This is a genomic window from Methylobacterium sp. TK31 (assembly GCF_055361545.1).
On sequence record NZ_CM143964.1, the window covers coordinates 1,152,555 to 1,169,572 of the forward strand.

Annotated in this window: 18 protein-coding genes; 7 read left to right on the forward strand and 11 right to left on the reverse strand. The window is 72.5% G+C overall.

Annotated elements, in window-relative coordinates; all coding sequences use genetic code 11:
* Positions 1–54 precede the first annotated feature (54 nt).
* Positions 55–1,164: a lytic transglycosylase domain-containing protein gene (locus ACXJY8_RS05250; RefSeq protein WP_463776978.1), complete on the forward strand. Its 1,110-nt coding sequence runs from the start codon at positions 55–57 to the stop codon at positions 1,162–1,164.
* Positions 1,161–2,837, forward strand: a complete 1,677-nt coding sequence (locus ACXJY8_RS05255) for a DUF2336 domain-containing protein (protein WP_463776981.1) — start codon at positions 1,161–1,163, stop codon at positions 2,835–2,837. Before ACXJY8_RS05250 ends, ACXJY8_RS05255 begins: the two co-directional genes overlap by 4 nt.
* Before the next feature lie 7 nt (positions 2,838–2,844).
* Here ACXJY8_RS05255 and ACXJY8_RS05260 read toward each other — a convergent pair whose 3' ends face one another.
* Positions 2,845–3,615, reverse strand: coding sequence for an NAD kinase (locus ACXJY8_RS05260; protein WP_463776986.1), 771 nt, complete (start codon positions 3,613–3,615; stop codon positions 2,845–2,847).
* A gap of 136 nt (positions 3,616–3,751) precedes the next feature.
* Between ACXJY8_RS05260 and cutA the strand changes: the two genes are divergently transcribed.
* On the forward strand, positions 3,752–4,084 hold the full coding sequence (gene cutA, locus ACXJY8_RS05265) for a divalent-cation tolerance protein CutA (RefSeq protein ID WP_463776993.1): 333 nt from the start codon (positions 3,752–3,754) through the stop codon (positions 4,082–4,084).
* On the opposite strand, the gene ACXJY8_RS05270 is transcribed toward cutA, so the two are convergent.
* The 9 genes from ACXJY8_RS05270 to croR form a co-directional block, all read right to left on the reverse strand.
* On the reverse strand, positions 4,063–5,193 hold the full coding sequence (locus ACXJY8_RS05270) for a glycosyltransferase family 2 protein (RefSeq protein WP_463780379.1): 1,131 nt from the start codon (positions 5,191–5,193) through the stop codon (positions 4,063–4,065). The two genes, cutA and ACXJY8_RS05270, sit on opposite strands and share 22 nt — an antisense overlap.
* Positions 5,193–5,945, reverse strand: a complete 753-nt coding sequence (locus ACXJY8_RS05275; RefSeq protein ID WP_463780381.1) for a lysophospholipid acyltransferase family protein — start codon at positions 5,943–5,945, stop codon at positions 5,193–5,195. Before ACXJY8_RS05275 ends, ACXJY8_RS05270 begins: the two co-directional genes overlap by 1 nt.
* A gap of 58 nt (positions 5,946–6,003) precedes the next feature.
* Positions 6,004–7,545: a phytoene desaturase family protein gene (locus tag ACXJY8_RS05280; protein ID WP_463776997.1), complete on the reverse strand. Its 1,542-nt coding sequence runs from the start codon at positions 7,543–7,545 to the stop codon at positions 6,004–6,006.
* Between the two features lie 124 nt (positions 7,546–7,669).
* Entirely contained in the window at positions 7,670–8,863 is a 1,194-nt protein-coding gene (locus ACXJY8_RS05285; RefSeq protein WP_463777000.1) for an ABC transporter permease, read from the reverse strand.
* A complete protein-coding gene (locus ACXJY8_RS05290; RefSeq protein ID WP_463777003.1) occupies positions 8,860–9,846 on the reverse strand; it encodes an ABC transporter ATP-binding protein in 987 nt (328 codons plus the stop codon). The genes ACXJY8_RS05285 and ACXJY8_RS05290 overlap by 4 nt, the downstream gene beginning before the upstream one ends.
* Before the next feature lie 7 nt (positions 9,847–9,853).
* Positions 9,854–10,285, reverse strand: a complete 432-nt coding sequence (locus ACXJY8_RS05295; RefSeq protein ID WP_463777005.1) for a DUF2141 domain-containing protein — start codon at positions 10,283–10,285, stop codon at positions 9,854–9,856.
* On the reverse strand, positions 10,282–11,862 hold the full coding sequence (gene crtI / locus ACXJY8_RS05300) for a phytoene desaturase family protein (RefSeq protein WP_463777009.1): 1,581 nt from the start codon (positions 11,860–11,862) through the stop codon (positions 10,282–10,284). The genes ACXJY8_RS05295 and crtI overlap by 4 nt, the downstream gene beginning before the upstream one ends.
* A gap of 171 nt (positions 11,863–12,033) precedes the next feature.
* Positions 12,034–12,786: a TrmH family RNA methyltransferase gene (locus ACXJY8_RS05305; protein ID WP_463780385.1), complete on the reverse strand. Its 753-nt coding sequence runs from the start codon at positions 12,784–12,786 to the stop codon at positions 12,034–12,036.
* An 82-nt stretch (positions 12,787–12,868) separates the two neighbouring features.
* Positions 12,869–13,348, reverse strand: a complete 480-nt coding sequence (croR, locus tag ACXJY8_RS05310; protein ID WP_055949554.1) for a 3-hydroxybutyryl-CoA dehydratase — start codon at positions 13,346–13,348, stop codon at positions 12,869–12,871.
* Positions 13,349–13,576: 228 nt separating this feature from the next.
* Between croR and ACXJY8_RS05315 the strand changes: the two genes are divergently transcribed.
* The 3 genes from ACXJY8_RS05315 to ACXJY8_RS05325 are packed head-to-tail and all read left to right on the forward strand — an operon-like array spanning position 13,577 to position 15,340.
* Positions 13,577–14,197 carry a cation efflux transmembrane domain-containing protein gene (locus ACXJY8_RS05315; RefSeq protein ID WP_463777015.1) on the forward strand — a complete coding sequence of 207 codons (621 nt, stop codon included), beginning with the start codon at positions 13,577–13,579 and terminating at the stop codon, positions 14,195–14,197.
* Positions 14,198–14,215: 18 nt separating this feature from the next.
* Positions 14,216–15,061 (forward strand): metallophosphoesterase, encoded by an 846-nt coding sequence (locus ACXJY8_RS05320; RefSeq protein ID WP_463777019.1) that lies wholly within the window; start codon positions 14,216–14,218, stop codon positions 15,059–15,061.
* Between the two features lie 57 nt (positions 15,062–15,118).
* Positions 15,119–15,340 (forward strand): hypothetical protein, encoded by a 222-nt coding sequence (locus ACXJY8_RS05325; protein ID WP_055949561.1) that lies wholly within the window; start codon positions 15,119–15,121, stop codon positions 15,338–15,340.
* 25 nt (positions 15,341–15,365) lie between these two features.
* On the opposite strand, the gene ACXJY8_RS05330 is transcribed toward ACXJY8_RS05325, so the two are convergent.
* Entirely contained in the window at positions 15,366–15,743 is a 378-nt protein-coding gene (locus tag ACXJY8_RS05330) for a 4a-hydroxytetrahydrobiopterin dehydratase (RefSeq protein WP_463777027.1), read from the reverse strand.
* A gap of 261 nt (positions 15,744–16,004) precedes the next feature.
* On the opposite strand from ACXJY8_RS05330, the gene ACXJY8_RS05335 reads away from it, so the two are divergent.
* A complete protein-coding gene (locus ACXJY8_RS05335; protein WP_463777032.1) occupies positions 16,005–16,997 on the forward strand; it encodes an ABC transporter substrate-binding protein in 993 nt (330 codons plus the stop codon).
* The last annotated feature ends 21 nt before the right edge of the window (positions 16,998–17,018 follow it).

Genomic DNA, 17,018 nt, shown 5'->3' on the forward strand with positions numbered 1-17,018 from the left:
GAGAACAAAGTTGCCGTCGGGGCGGCGCCTGGGTCCGCCCCCAGCCGGATGGCCATGTTCCTCTTCACCACGCCGCCCGCCAATGCCCGCGATTCCAGCGCCAGCCGGGACCTGGGTCCGCGCGACAGCGCCGCGGCGCGCACGGGTGGGTCGGGCGGCGTCGTCGATGCGATCCGCGACGGGGCGCAGACGTCCGGCGCGGGGTTCGACTACCTGCTCGCGACGGCGCAGCGGGAATCCTCCCTCGACCCCTCCGCCAAGGCCGCCACCTCCTCGGCCACCGGTCTGTTCCAGTTCATCGAGCAGACCTGGCTCGGCACGATGAAGACCGCCGGGCCCCGGCTCGGCCTCGGGACCTATGCCGACGCGATCACCAAGGCGGCCGACGGCACCTACACGGTGAGCGACCCGGCGGCCAAGCAGACCATCCTCGACCTGCGCCGCGATCCTCGCATCGCCGCCACCATGGCGGGGGCCCTCACCGAGCGGAACCGCGAGGCCCTGACCGCGGCCCTCGGGCGCGAGCCCACGGGCGGCGACCTCTACGCCGCCCACGTCCTCGGCGCGCGCGGCGCCGCCGCCCTCATCGCCACGGCGCAGGCGAGCCCGGCCCGGGCCGCCGCCCTCGACATGCCGGAGGCGGCCGCCGCCAATCGCGGCCTGTTCTACGACCGAACCGGGCGCCCGCGCGGCGCGGCCGAACTCTACGCCCATCTCGCCACTGCCCGCGCCGGCACCGCGCCGGCCACGCCGGCCGCCACGATCACGCTGCCCGAGGGGACCACCGCCTACGCCTCCCTCAACGAGGGCGGGCTGCGCTCGATGTTCCAGACCGACCCGCGCCAGCAGGGTGGCGTCTCGGCCGGCGTCGCCCGCCTCTGGCAGGGGCGCGGCGCCGGGCAGGAGGCGAGCCGGCCGGAAGCCGCCCGCGCCGCGCCGACCTACTTTCCGCGCTCGGACGGCACCGACGGCGGGACGGGAACGATCGCCTCCGCCATCGCCGCCCCGACGGCCGCCGCGAATCCGGCGCCCGCCGCGACGGCGGCCCTCGTCGGAGCGCCGCTGCCGCCGCGCCGCCCGGCGGAATTCGGCGCCTCCGCCCAGCCGGCCCGCTCCGGTGCCCCCCTCGACCTGTCCCTCTTCACGATCCGGAGCGGCTCATGATCATCCGCCAGTTCCTCGCCTGGACGCAGCACTCCTCCGCGGCGCGACGGGCGGAGGCCGCGGGTGCCCTGGCCCGCGCCTACCTCTACGACGGCCTCGGCGAGGACGTGGCCTGGGAGGCGGAAGCCGCACTCCTCGCCCTCCTCGACGATCCCTCCAGCCTGGTGCGTCGGGCGCTGGCCGAGGCCTGCGCGGCCTGCGCGAACGCGCCCCGCACCCTGATCGTGGCTCTGGCCGGCGACCAGGCCGAGATCGCCACCCTGGTGCTGGCCCGCTCGCCGGTGCTGAGCGATGCCGACCTCGTCGACGGCGTCGCCATCGGGTGCCTCGCCGCCCGCCGCGCCATCGCGAGCCGGCTCGACCTGTCGCCGGCCGTCGCGGGGGCGCTCGCCGAGATCGCCGAACCCGAGGCCCTGGTCGTGCTGGTCCGCAACCGCACCGCCCACATCACCACCGGCAGCCTGATGCGGATGGTGGAGCGCCACGGAGACGTGGCCGCCCTGCGCGAGGCCGTCCTGGCCCGGCCCTACCTGCCCCTCGAGGTGCGCCAGAGCGTGACCACGCGTCTCGCCGAATCGCTCTCCGCCTTCGCGGTGTCCTCCGGCTGGCTCACGCCGGCCCGCAGCGCGCGCGCCAGTCGCGAGGCACAGGAGCGCACGACGCTCGCCTTCTGCGCCGAGGCCCATCCCGTCGATCTCGCCCGCCTCGTCGCCCATCTGAAGGCCTGCGGCCAGCTCAATGCCGGCCTGCTGCTACGGGCGATCCTCTCCGGCAACATGGCCTTCGCCGAGATGGCGCTGGCCGACCTCGCCGGCCTTCCGGTCCGCCGGGTGGCCGGACTGATGCACGACGCCTCGACCGCCGCCTTCGCGGCCCTGCACCGCAAGGCCGGCCTGCCGCCGGTGCTGCTGCCGGCCTTCAGCGCCGCGCTGTCGGCCTGGCGCGAAGCCGGGCAGGGCGCCATCGCCAGCGCCGGAGCCGGCCTGTCGCGCCTGATGATCGAGCGGGCGCTGACCGCCTGCGAGACGATGCCCTTCACCGAAGCGCAGAGCGTCATGGCGCTCCTGTCCCGCTTCGAGGCGGAGGCCGCCCGCGACGAGGCCCGGGTGCTCGCTCGCGAACTCGCCGCCGAGGCCGAGCGCAGCGAGATCCTGCGGATCGAGCGCGAGATCCTCGATGCCGAGTGGCGCGAGGCCCAGCGCCAGGTCCTCGCCGACGAGGAGGCATACCAGGCCCTGGAGAGCGCTCCCGAACCCGTCGCCGAGACCGTCGCGGCGATCCAGGAAGCGGCCGTGGACGGGGCCTGGGAGGCGACCTCGGAAGAGGCCCGGCAAACGATCCCGCAAACGACCGTGCCGGTGGCCGTCGATCTCGCTGCCGAGGCACTGCCCGCCGAGGCGGAGCTGCCGGGTCCGGATGCATCGGTGGAATCGGCCGTGACCGTGGCGGAAGAGATCCCGGAGATCGCGGCGGCCGAAGCGCCGGCCGACGTCGAGACGGCGCGCACCGACCCGGTGGGCCTGATCCTCGACGGACTCTCCGACGCGCTGCTCGCCGAGTTCGAGGGCAGCCGCGCCCGGAGCCGCGCCCTGGCGACCGAAGTCGTGCTCGATGCGATCCCCGAGGCGCTGATCGCGAGCTATCGCGAAGACCGGGCGCGCCTGGCCGCCTGAGGGGCGCTCAGCCGAACTGCTCGCGCAGGATGCGCTCGTCGAGGCTGTGGCCGGGATCGTGCAGCAGGGTCAGGTTGGTGGCGTGGTCGAGCCAGGTCTCCACCGTGCAGACCCGGCGGAACTCGGTGTGGTCCGCCACCGCCGCCACCGGCCGGTGTGCGGCGTCGAGCACCTCGATGAGGATGCGGGCGTAGTCCGGCAGCAGGGCCCCGTGCCAGCGCCGGGGCCGGAAGGCCGAGATCGGCGTCAGGGCCAGGAGCCGGGCGTTGAGGGGCAGGATCGGGCCGCCCACCGACAGGTTGTAGGCGGTGGACCCAGCCGGGGTCGCCGCGAGCACGCCGTCGGCGATGAGCTCCGGCAGGCGGACATGGCCGTCGATCGAGATCCGCAGCTTGGCGGTCTGGTGCGTCTGGCGCAGCATGTAGACCTCGTTGAGGGCGCGGGCCTGGTGCCGGCGTCCCTCGGTATCCACGGCCTCCATCATCAGCGGGTGGATGATGCTGCGCTTGGTGTTCTCCAGGCGCTCGATCAGCCCGTCCTCGCGGAACTCGTTCATGAGGAAGCCGACGGTGCCGCGGTTCATGCCGTAGATCGGCGTACCGGCATGCATGAAGCGATGCAGGGTCTGGAGCATCAGCCCGTCGCCGCCCAGCGCCACCACCACGTCCGCCTCGTTGGGCGGCACGTGGTCGTAGCGCCGCATCAGGGTCGCGGCCGCCTGGCGGGCGTCCTCCGTGGGACTTGCGACGAAGGCGAGCCGTTCGAAACGCCGGGCCATGGGCTCACATCCGCCTTGCCGACCACCTTGCCGACGCGGAGCGTTCGCTCCAGCGTCTCGATCCCAGTCCTGCCGGCATTCCCGCCGGCCCGCTCCCGCCGGTGGAGCGGCGTAGCCCTGGTCGGAGACCCATAGCATGGAGCGGCCGCTTCTCGTCTACACCACCTTCCCCGATGCCGGCACCGCCCTGGATGTCGGAGAGGCGCTGGTGCGGCTGCGCCTCGCCGCCTGCGTCAACGTCCTGCCGGGGATGCTCTCCGTCTACGCCTGGAAGGGCGCGGTGGAGCGGGGATCCGAGGTCGTGGCGATCCTCAAGACCCGAGACGGCCTGGCGGATTCCTTGAGCACCGCGCTGAAGGCCCGCCACCCCTACGAGACGCCGATCATCCTGCACCTGCCCGTGATGGGGTCCGACCCCGACACCGCGGCCTGGATCGCGGCGGAGACTCAAGGGCCGCCGATCGGGTAGCTCCGGCCCTTCCACAGGGGCGTGCCGCTGGCCTTGCGCCGCAGGAGGGCGGTCCACTGGATCGCCAGAGCGACCAGGACCGTCGCCGGGTGGAGGAGCACCGTGCCCAGGGGCTCGCGGGTGACGAGGGTGATCGCGGCCCGGGTCGCCAGGGAGGCGAGCGCGGCCGCGAAGGCCAGGAATACGGCGTGGCCCGACCCGAGCCCGAACAGCGCGGCCAGGAGGAGCAGCCAAGGCAGCACGTGCCCGCCGACCAGGAGGAGCGTCCAGACGGGCAGGGCTCGCGGGGTCGCCATGCCCTCGTGGGCGTTCTTCGAGAAGCCGGCCCAGCTCTGATCGAAGCCGCGATACATCCGGCAGGTGGCCAGGGCGTAGCCGGCCACCAGATCGGTCCGGTAGCCGGCCTGCCGGAAGCGCCGCGGCAGCACGACGCCGTCGTGCAGGCTGGTGCGCACGGCGCCGTGACCGCCGGTGGCCGCATAGGCCTCGCGCCCGACCAGGACGAGCTGACCGCAGGCGGCCCCGAGGCTGGGACGCAGGGAAGCCCGCATCATCGCCATCGGCAGGTAGCCGAGGAGGAGGAAGTTGATCATCGGCACCGTTAGGCGCTCGCCCAGCGAGCCCATCAGCTGGCGCGGGACGCCGCTGACCAGGGCGCTCTGGGTCCGGCGCGCATGGGCCGCGAGCGCCGCCGCCGCCGCGGGCGCCAGGCTCACGTCGGCGTCGACGAAGAGGAGATGCGTCCCGGTCGCGGCCTCGGCCAGCCGCGCGCAGGCGTGGTTCTTTCCCGTCCAGCCCTCGGGCAGGGGCGGGATCGGAACGAGGCGCAGGCGCGGATCCTCGGCCGCGATGGCCGACACGATGGCGGCGGTGTCGTCGGTGGAATGATCGTCGCCGACGAGCACCTCCAGGGCGACGCCGGCGCTCGACAGCGCGGCCCGCACCGTGGCGGCGATCACCGCGGCCTCGTTCCGGGCCGGGATCAGCACGGAGACCCGGGCCCGGACGTCGAGGTCCGGCTCGGGGGTGCGCAGGATCGAGAGATTCACCCAGGCGACGAGGGCGGGCAGCGCCGCGCAGGCCAGGGCCAGGATCGCGAGACCGAGCATCACGGGACCGGATCTCCCTTCTGGCGGTGGGCCGGCTCGAAGCGCCGGCCCGTGAGGACGGCGCCGAGGCGCCGCCAGAGATCGTAGATCCCGCCGATGCCCTTGGCACCGGAGGCGAGCGGCGTGAAGCGTCCGGCCTCGCGCGCGACCACGTCGGCGCTGAGCCGGTCGAGGGTCGCGGTCAGGTCCGCCTCCATCCGGGCCAGGCGCTCGGTCCGCGGCAGGGCGAGAAGGGCGGCGCCCGTCACCGGCGTCCCGAAGGCCGCGAAGGCTTCGCCGCCGCGCTCCTCCCAGAAGGCGTATTCGAGGGCCAGCGGCACGAACAGCGCGTCGGGCGCGATCTCGGGCAGGCGGCCGACGCCGGCGCGCAGCGCCAGGGGCCGGGCGCGGACGTCCTGGAAGCGCCCTTGGGCGGTGATCCAGATCATCCGGTTCGGCGCCCCCAGGATTCGCCGGGTCGCCTTGAGGAACTGAGCCGCCCCGCGGGCCGAGTCGAGGTCCACCGCGAAGGCGCCCATCCGGGCGAAGACCGCGTATTTCTCCAGCATCCGCGCGTCGAAGGGGGCGTAGCTCTCGCGCGCCGGGAAGAGCTTGCCGGCGAGCAGGATGACCACGGCCGCGTCCCACCAGGCCGGGTGATTGCAGTAGACCACCACCGGGCCGGGATGGTCGGCGCAGGCCGGCACGCCCCAGCGGGCGAGCCGCAGGGCGTTGAGGTGGCGTCGGACGTAGCGGTCGAAATACCCGACCATGAACCGCCACAGGGCGGGTGATCGGGTGGGGCCGTCCTCGCGGGACACGGTCGGGCCTTCAGGCGCTGGCGCGCTCCTCCCCGCGGATGCCGGCGCCCCGCGCATCGGTGTCGAGGGCATCCGCCGCGATCCAGCCCGACATCATCACCATCGGCATGCCGGGCCCCGGATGGGCCGCGCCGCCGGCGAGGTAGAGGCCGCGCACCTGCCGCGAGCGGTTGCCGGGCTTGAACGCGCCCATGAACTTGCCGTGGGAAGCGAGGCCGTAGATCGCACCGTTGAGCACCTTGTAGCGCTCATGGATGTCCTGCGGGGTGAGGTGGCGCTCGACGACGATGCGCTCCTCGAGGTCGGGCATGTTGGCCGTGCGCTTGAGCTTGTCGAGGATGACCTGCCGGTAGGCCGGGAACATCTTCGACCAGTCGTGGTGCGGGCGCAGGTACGGGGTATGGACGAGGACGTAGAGCGCCTCGCCGCCCTCAGGCGCCACCGACGGGTCGGTGGAGGAGGGGGCCGCCAGGTAGGCGGTCGGGTCCGGGGCCGGCTCGCCCTTGTGGTAGATGTAGTCGAACTCCTCCTCCGGATCGCGGGAGAAGACGAAGTCGTGGTGGTTCAGGTGCTCGTAGCGCTTGTTCAGCCCGAGGTAGAGCACCACGCCGGAGCAGGCCGGCTCGAAGCTCTTCTTCTCGTAGGACTTGCCGACATCGCCGCCGACGAGCTCGCGGTAGGTGCGAACCGAATCCATGTTCGAGATGACGGCGTCGAACGGGGTGATGCCGGAGGCGGTCCGCACGCCCTTGACCGCGCCCTGCTCGATGGCGAGGCCGGTGACCTCGTCGCCGGGCCGGAGGGTCGCGCCGAGTTCTCCGGCGAGCTTCGTCAGCGCCTCTGCCACGGCACGGGTGCCGCCCATCGGATACCAGACGCCCTCCGCGGTCTGCATGTGCGCGATGGCGCAGAGCACGGCCGGGGCGCCGTAGGGCGAGGAGCCGACATACTGCACGAAGTGATCGAGCATCTGCGCCAGGCGGGCATCCTTCACCTTGGAGCGGATGGTGCCGGCCACCGAGGAGCCCATGCGCAGGGACAGCACGTCCCGCAGGGTGCCGGGATTCATGTTGGCGCGGATGTTGATCGTGTCGAAGAGGTCCTCGACCGGCTTCCAGAAGAAGAACTTGTTCGAGACGTCGTGCAGGTGCTCGGAGATCTCGAGAAATTTCTTGTAGCCTTCGCCGGCGCCGGTGCCGGGGGCGAAGCGCTCCATGTCGGCGGCCATGGTCGGCACGTCGGCCATGAGGTCGAGATGGGTGTTGTCGTCGAAGAAGCAGCGCCACTGCGGATCGAGGCGGCGCAGGTCCAGGTAGTCGTGGATGTTGCGCCCGGCCTCCTGAAAGATCCGCTCCAGCACCTTCGGCACCGTGAGGATGGTCGGCCCCATGTCGAAGCGGAAGCCGCCCTCGTGCAACACCGCGGCCTTGCCGCCGAGCCAGTCGTTCTTGTCGTAGAGCGTGACGGTGTGGCCGCGCGCGGCGCTCACGCAGGCGGCCGCCAAGCCGCCCAACCCTGCGCCGACGACGGCGACCGAAGACCCAGCCCGCATGTTCGTGTCACTCCCCGGGCCGGTCCGAAAGCCCATTCTCTATATGAAGCTAGACCGGATGGCCGCGCGGTCAACGCGCTAACCGGTCGCGGCGTGGACGGACGCCGTCTTCGCACGCACCTTCCTAGATCGCCCGCCGCGACACCAGCGCCAACGCGACGCCGAGGCCCGCCGCCGCCACGGCGGCCATCACGCCCCAGGCGGGCAGGGCCGCGGCCCAGCCCTCGCTGAGGGCGTTCTGGTAGGCCTCGATGGCCCAGGCGTTGGGGGTGAGCCAGCCGGCCTCCTGCAGCCACGGCGGCATGAGGAAACGGGGCACCATGCTGCCGCCCACCGCCGAGAGCAGCAGGACGCCGAAGGTGGCGGCCAGATGCGCCTGCTGGCGCGTGGCGGAGGCGGCGCAGGCGGCCAGCGCAAGGCCGGCCGCCATGGCCGAGACGAGCAGGGAGGTCACCAGCCAGGCGCCGGCATGGGGCAGGATGTCGACCCCGTGCAGCAGGGCGGCGGCCGAGAAGATCAGCCCGGCCTGGACGAGGCCCTGGCCCACCAGGAACAGGAACTTGCCCAGCACCACCACGGCGAGGCCGCCGGGGCCCGCCATCAGCCGATCGGCGAGGCCGGACTGCCGCTCGTCGACGAGGGAGAGGGCGCCCTGCATGGCGGCGAAGAGCAGGAACACCGCCGTGATCGCGCCCGCATAGTAGCTGACGCGATCGTTGGTGGCGCCCGAGGCGGTGCTGCGCCGCTCCACCAGGGAGGCGAAGGCGAAGGGCTCCTTGCGGGCCCGCTGCTCGGCGAAGGCCTGGTTGAGGAAGGCGCGCTCGTCCGGGCCGATCTTGCCCGAGCGCTCGACGTCGGCGACGATCCGGGCCAGGACCACGTCGGGCAGGGCCTCGTTGAGGACGCGCTGGAGCTGGCCGAGGGCGATCGGGGTGGCCAGGGCCTTAGCGGGATTCTCGATCAGCACCACGGGCTGGTCGGCGCGGGTCGAACCGGCGTCGAGGTCCCCGCGCAGCACCAGGGCCACGTCGACCTCGCCCCGACGCACCGCCGCGACGGCGCCGTCGAGGTCGGCGGCGGAGAGGCGCCCGACCCGGAGGGACGGGTCCGCCTCCAGGGCCTGCATCAGCCGCTGCGTCGTCGGCGTTTGGACGAGGTCGAGGAGGCCGACATGAATGCGGATGCGCTCGCCGAGCGCGCCGGAGAAGATCGCGGCGAAGATCGTGAAGATCACGGTCGGCAGCACGAAGGCCATGACCAGGGCGGCCCGGTCGCGTACCAGGCCGAGCAGCATCACGCGGAAGGCGGCCGAGATCATGCGGCGGCTCCCGTCTCGGGAGAGACGTCCCCGCCATCGGCCGCGGATGCCGCCAACGCCTCGCGATAGACCGCCTCCAGGCCGGGCGCACGGATGCGGATCTCGGCGATGGGCACGCCGGCGTCCCGAAGGGCGGCGAGGAGGTCGGCGCCATCGCGGGGCGTCCCGCTGAGGCGGCGCGCCCGCCAGGTCGAGCCAGTGTCGACGGGAAGGAATCCGCTCCGGCGCAGCACCGCCTCCGCCGCCGCGTCGGCCGGGGCGACGAGCGCCGCCTCGTGCTCGGGGGCGTCGGCGCGGATGCGAGCGAGCAGTTCGGACAGGTGGCCATCGGTGATGATCCGGCCCCGTGCCAGGATCGCGACCCGGTCGGCGAGGCGCTCGGCCTCGGCGAAGTCGTGGGTGGCGACGAGGAGGGCCGTGCCGGCCTCGCGCAGGCGCCCGAGCACCGCATGGATGGCCGCCCGGGCATGCAGGTCGACGCCCTGCGTCGGTTCGTCGAGGAGGACGAGACGGGGCCGCGCCATCAGGCTGGCGGCGATGTTGACGCGGCGCTGATAGCCGCCCGAGAGCAGCCCGACCGGGCGCCGGGCCACTTCCGCGAGGGCGCAGAGCGCGAGGCCCCTCGCCACCGCCTCGGACCTCTCGCGCCGGGCGATGCCGGCGAGCTGGGCGAAGACCGACAGGTTCTCGGCCACGGAGAGGCGGGGATAGAGGGCGATCTCCTGCGGCACCCAGCCGATCGCCCGGCGCGCGGCCGGCGTCCGGTGAGGGTCGTCGCCGGCGACGCGGACGCTGCCGGCGCCGGGGGCCAGACGCCCCGCGATGAGGCGCATCAGCGAGGTCTTGCCGGCGCCGTTGGGGCCGAGGAGCGCAAGCGTCTCGCCCGCCCCGAGGGCGAGGTCGACGCCTTCCAGCACGCGGCTGCCCCGATAGGCGAGGGCGGCGCCGGCCACCCTCAGGAGCGGCTCGGAATGGGGGCTCACGCGGAACTCAGCGGGGCGGCAGGGCGCGCGACAGGCGAACCCGCACGGCCACGCCCGGCTCGCGCACGGTGAAGCGCGCGCGCGCGAAGTCGGGGCGGGCGGATCGTGAAGATTCGCCGGAGAACCCGTAGGGCTCGAGGGGCAGGCCGAGGCCGGTCCGGTCGAGGCGGCCGTTGCCGTTGGTGTCCTGATAGGCGAGGGCCGCGTAGATCCCGGGTGCCACGTTTGGGAAGACGAAGCGCTGCGCGGCGGCCCGCGGCTCGGCCTGCTGCCCGGTCCGGCAATCGGCCTCGGACAGGCCGTCCTGGCACAGGGCGACGGAGAGGAGGCCGCCGGGCTCGATGCCCTCGACCTCCACCGCCACGGAAGCGGCCTGCGCCGCCCCCGTGACGAGGAAGAGGGTGCAGACGGCGACCGTGAGCCTCGACCGCCGCCTCAAGTGGCGTCGCCCGAGGCGGCCAGGGGTGCGGTCGCGGGAATGCCGGCGCTGGCGGCGCCGACGCGGCCGGCGGACAATTCCTCGATGAGGAGGCGGGCGGTGATGCGCGCGCCCTCATAGATCACCGGCAGGCCGGAGCCCGGATGGGTACCGCCGCCGACGAGGTAGAGCCCCGGCCCGAAGCGGTTGTGGGGTCGGAAGTAGAGCATCTGCATCAGGTCGTGGGCGAGGTTGAAGGTGGCGCCCTCGTGCACGAAGAACTCGTCGCGCCACTCGGTCGGATCGACGATGCGCTCGTAGCGGATCCGCGATTCGATGTCCCCGAGGCCGAGCAGGGCGAGGCGGTCGAGGACGAGGCGGCGATAGGTCTCGCGCAGACCCTTCCAGTCGATGCCCGCCTTCAGGTTCGGCACCGGCACCAGCACGTAGAGGCTGGTCTGGCCGGGGGGCGCCATGCCGCCGTCGGTGAAGCCCGCGTGCTGCACGTAGAGCGAGGGCTGCATCGGCAGGATGCCGTCGGTGATCTCCCGGATGTTGCGGGCGTAATCCTCCGACAGCAGGATGGTGTGGTGGCCGAGCGCCTCCGGCATCGGCCCGTCGAGGCCGAGATAGAGCATGAAGGTCGAGCAGGAGAGGCGCGCCTTCTCGATCTTGGCGTCGCGCCAGCGCGGCCGGTGCTGTTGCGGCACGAGGTCCTGGATCACCTTGGCGAAGTCGCCGTTGATGACCACCGCGTCGGCCTGCAGGGTCTCGCCGTTGCAGACCACGCCACTGGCGCGCTTGCCCTCGAACAGCACGCGCTCGACGCCCGCCCCGAGGCGGATGTCCACGCCCATCCGGCGGGCGAGCCCGGCCATCGCCTCCGAGACGGCGCCGCAGCCGCCGACCGGGTGATAGACGCCGTGCTCGTATTCGAGGAACGACAGGATGGTGAACAGGCTCGGGCACCGGAACGGCGACATGCCGAGGTACTTGGTCTGAAACGCGAAGGCGAGGCGGACCCGCGGATCCTTGAAGTAGCGCCGCAGGTCCTTGTCGACGCTGCGCCCGGGATGGAGATGGGGCAGGGCGGCGATCATCGCCGGGGAGGCCATGGCCCGCAGGGTGTGGAATGCCTGCTCCAGGACCGGCTTGAAGAACTTCAGCTTGACCCGGTTGTCGGCGAAGAACTTGCGCACGTTCTTCGCGTCGTCCGGCGCGATGCGCGCTACTTCGGCCTCGAGCCGGTCCATGTCGTTCGTGGCGCGGATCTCGCCGCCCGCCTCGAACACGAGGTGGTACTGCGGATCCAGGCGCTCGAGCTTGACGTGGTCCTCCAGCCGCTCGCCGCAGGTCTCGAAGATGTCGGCGAGGATCTGCGGATAGAGGAAGAAGGTCGGGCCGATGTCGAAGCGGAATCCGCCGGGGGCTTCCACGGTCTTGGTACGGCCGCCGACCGCCGGGTCCTTCTCCAGCAGCGTGACGTGGACGCCGGCCCGGGCAAGGAGGAGTGCGGTGGCGAGGCCGCCGGGACCGGCACCGACGATGATGACGCGGCGTCCGGACAGGGTCCGCAAGCCGTCCCGTGACTGCAACAACGCTCGCAACTCCCTCGTCCACGCTCCCATCTTTGAGCGCATCTGGCGCGCAAGAATGGTCCGTCCAGACCTCGTGCGGTCCGGTGCGTAATCTTGACCGTAGCCGGGCGCGCGGCAATGGGGGCGCAGTGTCGCGCGTGGCGGTGGCCCTCGGAGCGGGCCGCTCGCCCGCTAGGCCGATCGGGACAGGTGATGCAGCGCGATCGCCCCCGCCGTCGCGACATTGAGCGAATCGAAATTCGGCGCCATCGGGATGCGGACGGTGCGCAGGCGCACCATCAGCTCCGGGGGCAGGCCCGGCCCCTCGCTCCCGAGCAACAGCAGGGCGCGGGCGGGCGGCGCCAGGGCCGCGAGGGTCTCGGCGCCGCCGGGGCTCAGGGCCAGGGGCTCCAGGGCGTGGCGCGCCGCGAAGGCCAGGATCGCGTCGGCATCGGCCAATTGCCGGAACGGGACGATGAGCGCGGCACCGGCCGAGACGCGGATCGCCTTGCGGTAGAGCGGGTCGCAGGTCCCGGCGTCGAGCAGCACCGCGTCGGCGCCGAACGCGGCGGCGTTGCGGAACAGGCCGCCGACATTGTCGTGGTTGGTCAGGCCGACGAGGCCGACCACGAGGGCCGGCGCCGGGGCGGGCGGCAAGCGGGGGAGCACGTCGTCGGGCGCCTCCGTTCTGCGCAGGCCGACGCCGAGGACGCCACGGTGGATCGGGAAACCGGTGATCGCGCTCATCACCGGCTTCGTCGCCGTGTAGACCGGTACGGCCTCGGGCAACCGGGCCAAAGCCTCCGCCAGGCCGGCCAGGCGCTCGGGCGCGAGCAGGACCGATTCGAGGCCGAACCGCGCCCGGGCCGAGAGCATGACCCGCAGGGTCACCTCGCCCTCGACGATGAAGCGGCCGGCGCGCCCGACGAGGTCGCGCTCGCGCATCGCCGTGTAGGGCGCGAGGCGCGGGTCTGCGGGATCGTCGATGGCGACCGGCGCGGGCCGGGGAGCGGCAGCCAAGGCGGCGTCAGGCGCTCGCCGGACGCCCGCCCATGCGCACCGCGAGGGGATCGGCCTCGGCCTTGGTCGGCACCTTCACCAGGGCCTCGCCGTCGAGGACGACCTCGCCCGCCACCGAGCAGGTGCATTTCAGACGGGCGCGGCGGCGCTCCGGCACCAATTCGGCCACCTCGACGGTGACCTCGACCGTGTCGCCGATGCGGACCGGCGCGCGGAAGTTCAGGGTCTGGCTGATGTAGACCGCGCCGGGGCCGGGCAGGCGGGTGCCGAGCACCGCCGAGATCAGGCCGGCGGTGTAGAGGCCGTGGGCGATCCGGGTCCCGAAGGGCGTGCGTGCCGCGAAGTGCTCGGACAGGTGGATCGGGTTGCGGTCGCCGGTGATCTCCGCGAAGCCCACCACGTCGGAAGAGGCGATGACCTTGTTCAGCGTCTCGGACAGGCCGACTTCGAGATCCTCGAAGTACAGGACGCGCAGTTCGGGCATCATCGGCAGTTTCCCCTGACTTTGGTGTTTGGCACGCGGGTCTCGTGCGGCTTGGCGTTTCGCCTCGCACAGGCGGCGGGCCAAATCCAGTATCCGGTGCCCGAAAAGCATCGGTTCGGATCTTGAGCCTCGACAGCCGGAGGCATCTCGCGCCATGGAGATTCTCGTCGCGAGGTGCCGGGCCCGGGTCCGGGCCGATCCCCCCGCCCCCGTCAGGTCGAGACGCCGCCTTTGTCCGTTACGCCCACCCCGTCCGCCACCCTGCGCCCGGTGGTCGCCCGCGTTGCCGGGCTCAACCTCGCGTATTTCGGCATCGAGATCAGCGTCGCCCTGGCGATCGGCTCGCTGGCCCTGATCGCCGACAGCCTCGACTTCCTCGAGGATGCGGCGATCAACCTGCTGATCTTCGCCGGCATCGGCTGGAGCGTGCGCAACCGGGCCCGGCTCGGGGCCGTCCTCGCCGTCATCCTGCTTCTGCCGGCCCTGGCCACCGCCTACGCCGCCTGGATCAAGTTCGCCACGATGGCGCCGCCGGCCCCGCTGCCCCTGACGCTCACAGGCCTCGGGGCGCTGGCGGTCAACCTCGCCTGCGCGGCGATGCTGGCCCGCCACCGTTCGGGCGGCGGTAGCCTGACTCGGGCGGCCTATCTCTCGGCCCGCAACGACGCCTTCGCCAACCTCGCGATCATCGCCGCTGGCCTCGCCACCGCCCTGACCCTGTCGGCCTGGCCCGACCTCATCGCGGCGGCCGGCATCGCCGTCCTCAATGCGGATTCGGCGGGCGACATCCTGAAGGCCGCGCGGGCCGAGTGGCGCGCGGCGAAGGCCGCGTCCGAGAATCCGATCCCCTGAGAGGCGTCGAGCCCCGTCATGCGCCTGTTTCCCATCTCTGACCTGCACTTGGAGCGCCGTCGCCTCGACGTCATCCCACGCCCGAGCCGGCCCTTCGACGTCCTGGTCTGCCCGGGCGACCTGCACGAGGGCCGGCCCGAATCGGGCCTCGCGGCCCTGATGATGCTGGCGCAGGGGCACCCGATCGTGCTCGTGCCGGGCAATCACGAACACTACGCGCCGACCGGCGACGGGCGCACGGCCCCCGAGCTCCTCGCCGCCCTGGAGGCCGAGGTCCTTCGCCTGAACGGGGAGGGGGCGGAGATCCACCTGCTCCAGCGGGGGGCGACCGTCGTCCTCGACGGCGTCCGCTTCGTCGGGACGACCCTGTGGAGCGACTGGTCGCTGGCCGGGCTCTGGCTCGATGGTCGCGTGGTCGATCCGCCGGAGGACCCGATCGCCTACGCGGCCGCGCGGATGACCGACCCGGTCACCGGTTCGCGCGAGTACCGCGGCTCGATCCGCAACGGCGACGGCACGATCTGGTCGCCCGCCGACGCGATGGCGGCCCACGCGCGGGAGCGCGCCCTGCTGGCGGCAGCCCTGGCCAAGCCCCATGGCGGCCCGACCGTCTGCGTCACCCATCACCCGGCGAGCCCGCGCGCGGCCAATGCGTTCCGGGAGACCCTCGGTGTGCCCTGGTGGGTCCCGGCCTTCTACGCCACCACCGTCCTGGAGGACCTACCGGCGGCGGACCGGCCCGACCTCTGGGTCTCGGGCCACTTCCATGCCGGGCACGACATGCGGATCGGGGAGACCCGCTGGGTCGCCAACCCGGTCGAGGGGCGGGACTTCTCCGCCGATCACATTCTCACGATCGGTTGAGACCGGACGCCGCCCGGCCGCGTACCTGTCCGGCATCGCATCGCCGGAGCTCACCCCATGAACGCCTTCATCGCCGTGGTCCTCGTCTGCGCCAACGGGATCCCGATCGAGGCCTGCACCGACGACAAGGCCAGCGAGGTCCGCAAGGTCCGCGTCGCCAACGAACTCGGCTGCACCAATGGCTGGCAGGAGATCATCGCCCGCACGGACCTGCGGGACGAGGTCGGCAAGACGAGCTATCTCAAGACCGAGTGCCGCCGGGTGAAGCAGGCCGACTGAGCCGGCCGCTCCCCGGCTCTTCGGGCTACCTGTCGTACTTGATGTAGGCAAAGCGCGGATCGGTGGGGGTGCCCTCCAGCGCGCCGCCTTCGGTGCCGGGCTGCCAGCCGACCACCTCCTCGATCTTGGCGGCCAGCGCGAAGTCCTTCTCGGTGATGCCCTTGGCGGCGTGGTTGGTCAGGCGCACCTCGACCCAGGCGTAGGAGGCGGTGATGTCCGGATGGTGCCAGGCGGCCTCGGCGAGATGGCCCACGGTGTTGATCACCATGAGCGTGCCCTTCCAGCCCGCGGTCTTGTAGGTGCGGCGGATCCAGCCCTCCTCCAGGCGCCAGGCCGGGAGTTCGCGCGCGAGGCGCTCCGTGACGGTGGCGTCGTCGATCACGTCGTCCCGCATGCCGGCCATGGTTCCAAGCTCCCTCGAACAAGTATCGTGGCCAAATCTCTGCGCCGGGGCCCGGTCGCACGCAAAGGATCGCGCCGGCTCGGCGAGGGCTCGCGGCAGATTCGCAAGGGTTTGCCGGTTCGGGGGCGACCATCCGCCCGGCGGACTTGCCAATTCGTCCTGTGGACGCCCTGTGCCCGACCTCCTATGAAGACTGCCAACCAACGCCGGCCTTCGCGGGACAACCCGAGCGTTCGACTTCGAATCCAGGGAGAGTCCCTCATGCTGTCACGGCGCGGATTGCTCGCGACAGCGGCACTGTTGCCTCTGCCCTGGAGCCTCGCCCGGCCTGCGCGGGCGGCGGGGCCGGCGTTCCGGGTCGGCAGCCTGCCCTTCGGCACGGTCTCCTGGGAAGCGGCGGTGATCAAGGCGCGCGGGCTCGACGGCGCCAACGGGTTCACCCTCGACGTGGTCAAGCTCGCCGGCAACGATGCCGCGCGGATCGCCTTCCTGGGCGGCCAAGTCGACACCATCGTGGGCGACCTGCTCTGGGCCGCCCGGCTCGGCAACGAGGGCCGCGCGATCCGGTTCTTCCCCTACTCGACCACCGAGGGCTCCCTGATGGTGCCGGGCGACAGCCCGATCCGGACGCTGGCCGACCTCAAGGGCAAGCGCCTGGGCGTCGCCGGCGGCCCCCTCGACAAGAACTGGCTCCTGCTCAAAGCCCAGGCCCGCGACACCGCCGGCATCGACCTCGAGACCCAGGCTACCATCGCCTTCGGCGCGCCGCCGCTCCTGGCACTCAAGCTCGAGCAGGGCGAACTCGATGCCGGGCTGCTGTACTGGACCTACTGCGCGCGCCTGGAGCCCAAGGGTTTTCGCCGCCTGATCGGCTCGGACGACATCATGCGCGCCTTCGGCGCCACCGGATCGATGGCCCTGATCGGCTACCTCCTCGACGACGCCACCGTAAAGGACAAGGGCGAGGCGGTGGTCGGCTTCGCCCGCGCCTCCAAGGCCGCCAAGGACATCCTCGCCAACGACCCCGCCGCCTGGGACGTGGTTCGCCCGCTGATGGCGGCCGAGGACGAGGCGACCTTCCAGGCCCTGAAGCGCGACTTCCTCGCCGGAATCCCGCGCCGCCCCCTCGCCACGGAGCGCAGCGACGGCGAGAAGCTGTTCACCGTCATGGCCCGCCTCGGCGGCGAGCGCCTGGTCGGCGCCGGCACGACGCTTCCCGCCGGCCTCTACTTCGACGGCACCGGCAATGGTTGAGGCCGCCCCGCGCGCCGCGAC